The organism is Halorubrum sp. SD690R (genome assembly GCF_005435035.1).
Classification (GTDB): domain Archaea; phylum Halobacteriota; class Halobacteria; order Halobacteriales; family Haloferacaceae; genus Halorubrum; species Halorubrum ezzemoulense.
On the sequence record NZ_SGTV01000013.1, the window covers coordinates 37,446 to 49,938 of the forward strand.

A 12,493-nucleotide genomic window follows, 5' to 3' on the forward strand; every position below is an offset into this window, starting at 1 on the left:
CAAATTAGCCCCCCGTCTGGTTATTTTCACGTTTGATCTTGGATCTATCCAGATTATTATGCTTTTGAGCGTAATAAACTCATGATAGGGTCAGCTAATACCCCCTGACCACCCGTCACGTCTTGCGATTTTAGATTGTGGTCAAGGGGGTAGTTTGCCAAACACTGAGACCCCCTGACCACCCACTACGTCCTATTATTTTCAGGTATTCTCAGAATCCCATATTTCTAACAAAGATGCCTGTAATTATTGGTGAGAGGGCGGCGGCGCAGATCGAACTATTTTTCGTCGGGTTTGGTGAAGATATCTACATGGAGCCTACCCCCCTGACCACCCGTCACGTCTTGCGGTTTTGCATTGTGGTCAAGGGGGGTATTCAGTGTGTATAGAAGTCAAAATCCGTGCCGATGTAACGGAGATCGGGTTTACAGATAGCACTGGATTCAGAATGGAGTGGATGGGTCCTGCGGACGACTACGCAGGGACGATAGGAGAGTCGATGGCAATGGGGTGCTGCTCGCTGTTCGTCTACCAACAGACCGTCGATTAGATATAGCACGTGGGAGAAATCACTGCGTACATTCTTATCTGAATCCATATAGTTTGGAGAGACATCGAGAGACAGCTATCAAAAATTCCGCCAGAAGACCGGTCCTGCGTTAGTCGGTCTTATTGAATTTCCCCTCAAGGTTTGCGAGTGTCTCACCTTCTTCAGTCAGTTCGATTCCGAACCAGACTGTCTTCCGTGGCTTGTTCTCAAAGCGGGGCCGACCTTCCTTCAGTTCGACGTCGACTTGCGCTTTCAGCGGCCCGGTGAACGCACCCGGCGCGTACTCTTGGATCGCCACATCATCCACCGACGTATCAGAACTGTTACGGATATGCCGGAGGCAGATTTGCGCCCACGAATTGAACGCATCGCGGAGTTCGGCCTTCGGAACGAACACCGTCTCGTCGGTGTCGGTCGTGATCGCTTCGTCCTCCGTGTTGGTGTAGCGCCGGAGGAACTGCTTCAGTGGGTCGGGCATGTCGTCCCCGATGAGCGGCTGGCCGTACTTGCGGTGGATGCTGTCAAACGCAACGTCTTCTGTGTCGACCGAGGGCGTCGTCGAACCGCTCTCGTTCCCGTCCGAGTCACTCCCGGATCCACTACTGTCCGCGAGGCGTGCGGGCGTGTATCCTGTCGTGTCTTCGATATTTTTGAGAACTGGGAAGTACACATCATCCGGGAGCTTGAGGTTGCGCTTCCCAGCTTTGTTCCCGCCCGCCGAGTCACCATTCTGTTCGTCCGAATCACTGTCGGAATCATCGCTACCCCCGCCGAATTGTTCGAGGTCGTCAGGCTCGCAATAATCGTTCTCGATCGCGTATCCCACAAGCCCCTTCAGGGGGATGGGCGTGTGCTCTGGAACGAGGTTGTTCTGGCGAGCGTAGGTCCACAGATGGAGGTACTCCAAATCATCGAGATTCTGACCACTCGCGGAATCCTTCGGGTCGCGCTTGCCCATGTCACAGAGCGCAAAGTGTTGGAAGTTATAGAGTGCCTCCCGCTTGTGGCAGTAGGCAGTTTCGTCGTCGATCACGACGAAGTAGTTCTCCGATTCACCGAAGTGACCGAAGGGGTTTGTTCCGCGAGAGCCGGGCGTGAGTCCAAGGTCGCGCAAGTCGAGGTTCCAGAGGGGGTTGTGGCTCCCGGTGAGCTCGCGATAGTCGCCCGCTTCGATCCGGTCTTCGATCTCCTGTGGGTCGATGTCCATCGCGGTGCTGGCGTCGTTCACCAGCCCCCCAATGTTGCCCGTCGCGGCGGGGTGTTGAGACGGGTGGATTGTGGGGATGAATCCGAACAGCGAGAGGGGTGGATACACCGCGTTTTGTTCAGGGACAGGATCGAGAACATTACCCTCGCCGCGAAGCGTGCTTGCGTCGCCAACAGGCCACCTGTGAGCGGCCGTCAGCGCCCCCGTGTCAGCGTCGGGATCAGCCGGGATGATGTGGGGGTCACGGACGGGCATATCCACGCCCGTTTCCGTCCGGTCGATCGCCCCGACAGTCTGGGGGAGGTCGTGGGCTGTGGGGTAGCCAAGTGACGCCGGATCCATCCCGGTTGGGTACTCACCAACTGGGTCCGACCGGTCGGCGAGCGCCCGCATCCACGCAGGGGCCGTGGCCGGTCCATCACTCTCGTCGTCGGCGGGCGTCGGGCCATTCCCCATCGTCAGTCGAAGCGCCCACTCAGCCGGCGGCGTGAGCGCGAGCCAGCCCTCTTGGAGGAAGTCGTCAAGGTCACGCTTCTCATCGCCAAACTGCGGCAGTTCCAAGAGCCACACGTTCGTCCCACCGTAGTCTGTGTGGTCAAGCTCTTCGTCGGGTGTCAGCGCCGTCTGTCCATCCGCGTCGGCGCTCTCAGCAGTCTCGTCTGTCTCGGTGTCGACATCGATCATACCGAGCCGCGTCGCGACTTTCTCCCAGAGCTCGTGGTCGTCCTCGTTGGGGTCGGCGTCGCCCTCGAGGACTTCCTCGCGATACACCTCGGCGGCGGCTTGGACTGTTCCGGTGAACGTATCGTCCGGCGACGGCGTATGCGTGTCCAGCACCCGACCCATGTTGACGGCACTATCCACGCCGGGCCCGTACTGGTGAATCTCGATGACCTCGCTGATCGGACCCTTTCCGTGGAATTCGCCTTCGGACTCCAACAGGTGAACGGGCACTTCTTCGGCTGTGACTGGCGTTTTTTCCTCCGCGTCGGCGTCGGCGTCAGCCGGCGGCACGACGCGAATGTCTTGATCGTCGAGTTTGTCTTGGAGTGTCCCGTCGCGAGCGGCCTCGAGAACCAGCTTCCGGGTGAACATCTCGTCGCCGGGGAACTCGCCGGTACAGAACAACTCGCGGATGTTCATGTCGCGTTCACACTGCCGCTCGTCGTGGTCGCGGTCTTCCTCCGCAAGGACGACCCGCTTTGGCGGGTCAGAGTCTTGGAGGAAGTACACGTCGGGCATCTCCCGGCGCTTGATGATCTCCGCGAGTACGTCGCGGTGCTTCATCTTGAACGACTTCGTGACCGGAGAGATGCACGGGATCCCGTGGGCGTGAGCGGTAATCGCGTCGGCCATCCCCTCGGTAATCGCGAGCGGTTCGCCCTCGACAATGGTCTCCCGGCCGTAGATCGGCTCGTCGGCAATGGTGTAGTTCTTCGTCGTCGCGAGCTTGGCGTACTTCCCCTCGGTGAAGTCGTCGGTGTGGATACCGTATTCGGTGTCGAAGTCCGGCCGCCGCCCGATGAAGAAGGCGACCTTGCCGTCCTCGTCGTAGTACGGGAAGATGTACCGCGCCCGGAAGAGACACGAGAGGTCGTCGGGATCGTCAGGATCATCAATCGTGGTGTAATCGACGTACTCCTCGCCCTCTTCGTTCTCGCCGTAGGCGTCGTTCGGATATGTGAACAGCCCAGTCGCGACCATCGTGTGGTGACTGAAGCCCTGCTCCTCGAGGTGGAAGAACAACTTCTTGCCGAACGTAGGCGCCCACCCAAGCTGCTTGTCATCGACGAGGTCGTCGCTCCAACCCCGGTGGTCAGCGCCGAGATACTGGTACGGCTGTTCGTCAGCAGCGAAGTCCTCGGGCTCGGCAATGCGTTCAGCGGCGTCTTCGGTGGACTGGATGCCGGCGGTCTGTGCGTCCTCGTTCGGCGGCATCGCGTCGGCAGCGTCGGGGTCCTGCTCAACAGGGTACGCCGGGTCGGGCTCGTCAAGCGCGGTGAAGTACTCGCGTGGTGTCTCGGGCTTCCGGTAGCCCGCCTCGAACGCCTGTTCCTCGTTCCACGTGACGTTGTTGTCGATCGTCGTATCCAGCTGACTGTGGAAGAAGCGGGCGGCTTCCTCGAGACACGCTTGGACTGCGCCGAGGTCCGGCGTCGGACTCAGCCGGAGGTCTTCTGGGTCGGCGTCGACGAGCGTGCTGTTGGGCTCGGCACGGGGCTCGCCGGGTGCGGTTTGTCCTGTCGGGCGTGTGTCGTCGGCGTCGCTCTCTGCGCCGGCTGCGTCGTCTGCGGGCGGCTCTGTCTCGCCGTCGTCCGGGTTGGTGTCGCTTCCGGCGTCCGTCTCGCCGTCGTCCTCGCCCCCAGCGTCAGTCTCGGCGCCGTCGACGTTCGCTGTCTCCGTCTCGGCGTCGGGCGTGGTGTCTGCGTCGTCTTGACCTCCGGCCTCGCTGTGCGTGCCTGTGCGCCCCTCTGAGCCATTCCGACTCTCAGACGGGGCGTTGGTCGTCTGGGTGTCGGTTGCGGCTTCCTCGTGTGTGCTGGCCGTGTCTGGCTCGGCGCTCTCACCGCTCGCGTTCGCGGGCGTGGGGGATGCATCTCCGTTGTCGTCCGTGGCGGGTGTCTCTCCCCCACCGTCCGGGCCGTCGTCGGTATCATCGGACCCGTCGTCGGAGTCCGAGTCGTCTCCACCCACGGGATACGCATCCCGGTCGAATGCTGCGGCGTCGATTTCTGGGCCTTTCTCGTCGCGTGGCGTGTTCACCTTGATCTGGCCCGTCTCGTCGTCGCGGTACACCGAACCGTGTTCACGGGCGACCTGAGCCGTCGTCTCGGCCTGCTCTTGGGAGAGGTCATGCGTCCCACGGAGTGCGATGGACATGGCCTGTGGTGTGACCGGGTCATGTGGTTGCTTGGACGCAGAGTTCAGCACCTCATCCCAGAACGTCGGGACTGTCCGTTCACCGAGTGCGAGTTGCTTTCCATCTTCCTCGATGACGCCAGCGTCGACGCCTGCCCCAATCGCGGCCCGTGCCATCGGATTCTTGAACTCGTGGTCGACCGTGAGCGTCATGACCGCCATCGAGACGTCGATGTTCTCGTCGTGGTCCGTTCCGAGGGCGTCCCACACGGGCACCCAGCTGTCCCGACGTTGCATCTCCGCGATCTCCTCGTCAGTGAGGTAGTCCTTGTAAGTGTCGCGGGGGCCGGGCAGCCGGACGGCGTTCTCACCGGCAGGCACGAGCTCTTCTTCTGCGAGCCCGATCCGGATCGCGTCGGCCGCTTGCGTCCCACGGATGCCGGGCCCGTACCGAAGCGCACCGGGGAGGTTGTCCCGGAAGATGGCCTCCGTCTGGTTCACGTTTGCGGAGTCCCACACGTCCTGCCAGAAGGCGGCGTCGGTGGGGTCTTTCGCGCCGAATTTGTCGGTGACCGCGTCGTAGTCGATGTCGATATCACTCGGTGAACTATCCTCGTCAACGGTGTCGCTATTCGCGATGTAGTAGGTGCTCAAGTTTTTCATGGCGGCTGCGTAACTGAACGTCACGGCATCAATCGGGCTCGTCTCGTCGGCGCCCGCGTCATCGTTAAGGATACCGACTGACCCGTCCGTGTCGCTGTCAGCACCGAACGGGTCGTCTTCATCCACGGTCGTTTCGACACTGGGAGACGGCTCCTCGTCAGGCGTGTCGCCGTCGTCCGTGGCCGCTGTGTCGCCCCCACCCGAGGCTGCGTCGTCATCGTGGATCCCGACCGGGTCGCGATTGTTGCCCTCAATATCAAGGGCGGTCATCTCGCGGTATATCGGCAACTGCTCATCGGGGACGATCGGCTCAAACGCATCCGGTGGGGCCTCGTGGGTTACATTCGCTCCGGGTTTGGAACCGACCCCACTCACGTCGCTATCCCGACTCGGCATCTTGCTCGGGATGAGCCGTTCCGGAATAGGGACGGCTTCGCGTGAGAACCCGGCACGCTCTATGTGTATCTCTTCGTCCTCGGTATCGCTCGTGTCTGGTTCGTCTTCCGTGTCCTGCTCAACCCTTGCTTCTTCGGGAACCTGCTCAATACTCGTGTACGTCTCGGTCGGTGAGTCTCCTTCAGTATCAGGAGAATCGGCCTCAACAGGTGCTTGAGTATCCGATTCGCTCGTGGGTTGTTCAGCGGGCGAAAGGAATTCGGGGAGAGCCGTTTGGACAATTTCCCAGTCCTCCTCCGTCGGTATCTCTTCGAACTCACGTTCAGGAACGAACGGCTCGTAGACGAGTTGCCAGTCCTCGCGAAGGTCGCCGAGTGTCGGGTAGCGTTGGACCTCGCCGCCGGGGTAGACCACCCACTCGTTGTTGTGGGTGTCATAGCGGCACCACACGTCGAAGGCGTTTGTTGATCCAAAGCCCTCGTCCATCCGGAGTGCACCCTTCTTCGCGCCATCAGCCATGCCGTCGTACAGCTGAATCTCGTCGTCGTGGGTGTTGACCCACACCGCCTGCTTGCCCTTCCTGATGAGCGCGTGTTTCCGCTCACCGTCTGTGGGTGTCCCCAACTCAAGGAAGTCGGTCTTGTTGTAGTACAGCGGCATCGGGTCGCGCTCTGTGAGATCACCTGCGTCTTCTGCGTCCTCGTTGGGGCGCATCCGAAGGTGCCCACGGATGAGCTTCGGGTCTGTGAGAATGTGGTTGACGCGAGCAGCAAGCTCAGCACTTTTCTCACCACCTTCCTCCGGGGTGACGAACATAACCCGCCGGTCACTACGAACCGACCGGGCGAGGTTCTGGAGCGTCCGGGCTGGCTTCTTGTAGGTTGAGGTCTCTGCTTCGATAGTGATCGCACCGCCCCCAGAGAGGTCTGCGGCAATCGGGTAGTCCTTCTTGAACTGCTCAAGCAAACGCGAGGCCCGCTTTGTATCTACAGTCCCCTCAATCGGCGGGTAGGCAACCGCGTCCGGTAAGCTCACTTCGTGGTCCTGCCGGACGACGGTGACTTCCATCCCGATAGCCGACAGCATCACGAACGACCGCCGAATCACTTCGTTGTGCTTCTCTGTCTCAGGCCGCCAATCCTCATCAGCCTGCTCAAGAACCGACCGGATCCCCTTGTCCGTGATCGACAGTTCCGTCTCCGGGTCGGTGATCCGAACCTGTCCTGTCGGCGTCCCGCCCGTCCCCCGGACGCTGGTTTCTTCTTCTTCATCCTCGGGGTCGGCCAGCTCAACATACGCCTCATCGACGAGGATTCCGTCAGGCAACTCCTCGAAGTCCGTCGACGTCCGGCGGTGGAACCCCTCGTTTGCGGCCTCGACACTCACCGAGAGTGTGTCGTCGCTGTCCATCTCCGGCGGGTCGATATTTAGCGCCGGGGCGGGCTCAAGCGTCTCGTATGCGCCGGGCAGCGTATCGAGCGCGTTCTGCCGGATCTGTTCGGCCCACACTGCCTCAAGGAAGCACTTCGTCAGGTCGTGTTCGCCCCCAAGGTGCATCAGGGCGTGTTCCGACTCGTCGAGGTTCTGCTCGAGCGCGTCGACGCCGTACTCCTTGAGATTCTCCCCGATGAGCGCTTCAGCTTCTGCCGGCGTCCGCCGCGCCGGGTACGGGGCGAAGGTGTCGGGCGCAAGCGGGTCCGACCGCATCGGCCCATCCTCGTCCATTGTGGAAATCGTCGTCAACGCGGTGTAGGCAGGCAGCGACTGAATCGTCCCCGAGTCGATGTCGTCGTCGTCGAACCGCTCGGCGATGATCCGGGCGTCATCAACTTCCGTCACACCGAAACTCAACAGCGTGTCCGTATTCCCGAACATCTGCTTGAGCGTCTGGGGCGCAATCTCCCGCACCTGCGAGGGGTTCTGGAGACACGTCACAACGCCCATCTTCCCAGACCGGGCCTTCGAGAGCATCTTGTCGAGGGCCATGTTCTCTGAGGCGATGTCGTCAAACTCGTCCATGAACGCGAAGAAGGGCTCACGGTCGGCCTCCTCGATCTTCTCGCGTTTCCGGATGGTCGACCACACGCGGCGCATGATCCCCGTGGAGACGACTTTCCGGATCTCGTCAGACCGCACCGTGTTCCGGACGAGAATGATCTTCCCCTCTTCGACGGCGTGCGAGAGGTTGATCGTCCCATCCCGGTGGGCCACAATCCCCCGGCTGATGGGGTCTTCGACCCAGTCTTGAATCCGGCGGAGAACCGGGTCGATTTCTTCAGTGTCCATCTCCGCGATTTTCGTGGTGTACTCGTGGATGAAGCTCATCCCCTCTTGGCTGACGACGTTCGAGAACTTCGCGCGGCTCTCGTTGTCGGCCAGCACGTAGTACATATCGACGAGGGTGAACTTCCGTCGCGACCGAATCATCGCCCGAGCGATGTTGGACGTGATCCCCTCCATCTTCGGGCCCCAGTACTCACCGCCACGCAGGACCGCCCGGAGGTCGTTGATGATGGACTCAACCTCGCGGTCGAATTCGATCTCCGTCTCACAGTCGCCGGGCTCGAGGAAGTTGATCCCCGCGACTTTCTCGAAGGTCTCGCTCCCCGGCTCAACCCAGATGATGTCGTCCATCCGCTCGTCGGGCAGTTGTGTGATCAGGTCGTCGACGGTGTCGCCCTTCGGGTCGATGAAGACGAACCCGTGGCCCTTCCGGGCGATCTGGTTCATCATCATGTTCAGGGTGGTAGATTTCCCTTTCCCCGTCGACCCGAAAATCGTCATGTGACGGAACCACGAGAACGGCTCAAGCCCGATTTCCCGAATCCCGTCCATCGGGTTGCTGTCGTACCCCAGCCAAATCGGTTCGTCTGGATGGTGGGTGTGCGAGTGAACGAGCCGATCGCGCACGTCGAACCCCGCAAACAGGTCGCCGTCCTCGGCGGCGCCGTTCCCGCTGGCGGTCGCCGTGAGCTCGAACGGGAAGTAGCGCTGGAGTCCCGGCTCCCGGCGAAGCTGGACATCAGTATCGGACTGATCGTAGGTGTAGTGCTGGTGGTGGGCGGGGTTCTCGCGACCGCGTGTGTACGGGCTTGGCGGGCCAGTCTCGTCGCCCGTCATTTGCGGGAGGTCTTCTTCGGGCTTTGCGGGAAGGTCGGCCACGCCCTCGACGTCGTCTTCCGGGTGCGTGTCGCTCGGGCCGTTCGTCCCCCTCCCAGACTCGGCGTGGTCTGTGGGGTCCGTGGCTGGTGTCTCCTCCCCCTCGTCTGATTCGGGCGTCTTTCGGGCACCGGGGGCGTCAAACACGTCGTCGCGCTTGTCTAGCTCTTCAAGATCGATCCCGAGTTCGTCGGCCCGCCGGTTCTGGAACTTTCGGATGAGGTTGTCCGCGACGTGGTCGTTGTATTGGCTTTTGATCTTCTCGCGGGTGAGTTCGCCGTAGATGAATTTCCGATACACCTCGTTGAACGCTTCTTGCTTCTCAGGCGTCGAGTCGACATCGACGGTCGCGGTGGGTGTGTCGGGCTCCGTGTCCGTGGCCTCTGTCTGGTCATCAAAGAAGAATCGGAGAACTGTTCCGAGCCCCTTCATGAACACGGAGTCTTCTTCCTCTGTCGGGTCGGGGCCGACAGTATCCGACTCTTCAGCTTGATCACCAGAGAGGGACGCCATCGCAGACGCCTCGCCACCGAGTTCGGACAGGTCACGGTTCACCCGCATGTCTGGTGGCTTTGCTGTCCGATTTGCTTGTGCGGGAGGCCGGTTGCCGACGCCTTTCCGCGTCCAGTCGATGTTCGTCTGGTCGACTTCCTCTCCCGGAAGGTGGACTACCCCTGCGAGTTCTTCAACGTTTAGCGCGGTCTGGTCATAGGAAAACTCGCGGGCGGCAGTCCGCCGGGCGAGTTCTTTGACGCCCTGCTCTTTGAACGCGAGTGGGATGAACGCCTGCCCCGTCTCGTCGCTGTGGTACTGCGTTGAGTAGACGTTCGCGATCCCGTGGGCGTGGTGTTTCGCGATGTCTGGCGACGAGGCGAAGACCAGAAAGCGAGTGTTGAGGTAGTACGCTTGCTTGCCTTCCTGATTCAGGACGGCTTCAGCTGCTCGGAGGTCCTTTGCTGACGGATCGTCCAATCGCGGGTTAAGATAGCTTCCGTTGTTCCGGCCGTAGGTGAGACTGTCGTTGATCTGGTCTGCGCTCCACTCGTGTAGTTTGAGCCCGTCAGTCCAGTTTCGACTCGCAGGGGTGAAGACGAACTGGACGATCGCGACTTCGTTCGAGTAGCCGACGAGTTCGCTCAGGACACTGCGAAGTGGGTCGGACTCGAACGCATCGGGACCACTCGTTCCGCGGAGTGGTCGATACTTCTCTTTGTTGAGTTCGAGCTTGCCGCCGGACAGATACATGCCCGGTTCGATTTCGGGGAACGGCCTGTCGACGGGCTTGATCTCGGCGTTCGGATACAGCCCAGAGACTTGCTGGCGAAATTCGCGTTGGTGTATCCGGTCTGGAAGGCCGAAGTGGAATTTGACGGTCTCGTCGGTCAAGACAAGCTCGAAGGAGAACTTTTTCGGTCGCTCTCCGAGGTTGAATCGTTGCGCAAGTTCCGAGTGGGTGACGCCCTCGTTGTGGAACCCAGCGATGAGTTCTTCGGCGTATGCTAGTCCGTCTTCCTTCTTGTGTGGACGGACTCGGTTGAGGCTGCCTGCGTATGAGTTTGCGGCGTCATTGATCGTCTTGACAAACTCTTCGGTGATCTGTGGTGCGTCCGGCTCTCTCGATCCGAGTTGGAGATGCCGGAGGTGTTTAAGCCAGTCTGGGAGCGTATGGTCGTGAATGCGGTTAAGTGGGTTTTGCATATTAGACAACCCCCTCACCAATTGACTGTCCTACATCCCTAGGAGAATTAACTCGGCTAGTCAGATCATCACCGCGTGTAGACCTCACAAGCTCATTTTCGTGGTCCTGGCTGTCACTGAATCCAATTTGGTTGGACGAACCAGTGTGTAATTGAATTCCAGCCATCTGTGGGTCGTACGGGCAATATATATGTATAATCTCACGGATACTTTGTGTGTTAGAATTTCTGGCTATGGTTACTGATAATCTGTTCCAATGAAATTGGCTTGTAATTGGAAGGCCTCCGTATTCCCAGAGCCTCCCTAAGGAACAGTTCCGTCTCACTATTTACACCTGTGTGGAACGCTTGAGGGCAAATTCGGCATCCTATGCTCACATTTCGATTCTCGATAATTATAATTGCTTGGGAGTCCACAGAAGTTTAAGAAAAGATATATTTACGGAATAGAGTGTGAATCGTCTCAATCTCAGGCCCTGGACACTCGGCCTGCTCAATCTGCCGATGTCTGACATAGATTTATTATGGCAGCGTTTCGATCGTTTCGCAGAATGCCGCAAACGACTGAAACGGGTGAAACGATCGAAACGTCACCGGGGATCGTGGCAATGCTCAACCAGAAAGGCGGGGTGGGGAAGACAACTCTCACCATCCACGTCGCCGGCGCGCTCGCCGATCGTGAACTCGATGTCCTCGTGGTCGACCTCGCACCGGAGGGAGCGCTCACGTCGATCCTTGGCTACGATGAAGCCTACAGCGATCTTGATCGCGAGGTGTCGCTCCACGAACTCCTCCTAGACCCGAGTCGCGCCGCCGGCGTCGAGAACCTCGTGCTTGAAGGCGAGGAGTTTGATCTGCTCCCGTCAAACGAGCGCATGGTCGACCGGACTGGTGGGGAGTTGAACGGCGAGCCGCGAGCCCGAGAGCGATTGAAGATGGCCCTCGACGAGCTTGGCGCAGGCTACGATGTCGTTCTTGTGGATAACATGCCGAGTATCAACGTTCTCACGGACAACGCCTTGGTAGCGAGTAACGGCGTTCTCATCCCGGCGTACGCCGAGGCACTCTCTGTACAGGGGCTCGATCGCCTGCAAAAGCAGATCGATAGCGTTCGGGAGTACTTTGGTACAGTCAGGATCCTCGGAATCGTCGCAAACCGCGTCGAGCACAACAAGCAGGCCGACGCGATGCTTGAGCAACTCCACGCCGAGTTCAAGGACGGACTCGGCATCCCAGTGTTCGACGTGTACAAGCGAGTCGACCTCCAGCGAGCGATCGCTGCGCAGGAGCGCTCTATCTTTGCTGCCGAAGAACTCGACACTGACATGGCCGAGGTGATCGCCGAGATTGCGGCGCTCGTCGACGACGAACTTGTGGGGCAGGCTAATGACTGACGACGAGGACGACGCCAGCGAGGAGCTGGGGAAGACTGGGGAGAAGATGGGCGGCATCGCCGACCGTTTCGGCGCATCGGCTGACACGACTGACACGAGCGAAACGTCCAAAACGTCTGAAACGGGCGACACGACCAGAACGCCTGAAACGCCTGAAACGCCTAAAACGACTAAAACGATCAATACGGGCGACGACGACGACTCCCCGGCCTCTCCCGATATGACTGAAACGATGGACACGACTGAAGCGCTTGAAACGAGTGAAACGATCGAAACGTCCGAAACAGGCGACACGACTGACACGCTCGCCCCCGGCGATGAGGGATTCGTGCTGCGAGAGGACTGGAACGGGCGGACAATCTACCTCTCGGACGACGACATCGACGAACTTGACATCCGCTACTCCGAGGTCAACGTCGAGTGGCAGCGTGAACACGGCGAGCAACTACCGAAGAACGAGAAGTTCTACCCAGCAGTGATCCGGGCGGGGCTCTCCGGGACATCGATTGAAGAAGAGCTCGGCCTCAAGGACTAGCTGTTATAATCTATAACCCAAGTTGGTCGGTCG

The 12,493-nt window shown here is 59.9% G+C and carries 3 protein-coding genes; 2 read left to right on the plus strand and 1 reads right to left on the minus strand.

Going from position 1 to position 12,493, the window contains the following annotated elements; genetic code table 11:
- Positions 1-659 precede the first annotated feature (659 nt).
- Complete coding sequence (locus EXE41_RS09740; protein WP_241987215.1) at positions 660-10,532, minus strand: type IV secretion system DNA-binding domain-containing protein; 9,873 nt, start codon at positions 10,530-10,532, stop codon at positions 660-662.
- Between the two features lie 607 nt (positions 10,533-11,139).
- Between EXE41_RS09740 and EXE41_RS09745 the strand changes: the two genes are divergently transcribed.
- On the plus strand, positions 11,140-11,925 hold the full coding sequence (locus EXE41_RS09745; protein ID WP_241987221.1) for a ParA family protein: 786 nt from the start codon (positions 11,140-11,142) through the stop codon (positions 11,923-11,925).
- Positions 11,918-12,460: an HNH endonuclease gene (locus EXE41_RS09750; RefSeq protein WP_137690863.1), complete on the plus strand. Its 543-nt coding sequence runs from the start codon at positions 11,918-11,920 to the stop codon at positions 12,458-12,460. The genes EXE41_RS09745 and EXE41_RS09750 overlap by 8 nt, the downstream gene beginning before the upstream one ends.
- Positions 12,461-12,493 lie beyond the last annotated feature (33 nt).

Coding starts and splice junctions, on each gene's coding strand:
- EXE41_RS09740 (WP_241987215.1), bottom strand. CDS start 10,532: ATGCAAAACCCACTTAACCGCATTCACGACCATACGCTCCCAGACTGG.
- EXE41_RS09745 (WP_241987221.1), top strand. CDS start 11,140: ATGCTCAACCAGAAAGGCGGGGTGGGGAAGACAACTCTCACCATCCAC.
- EXE41_RS09750 (WP_137690863.1), top strand. CDS start 11,918: ATGACTGACGACGAGGACGACGCCAGCGAGGAGCTGGGGAAGACTGGG.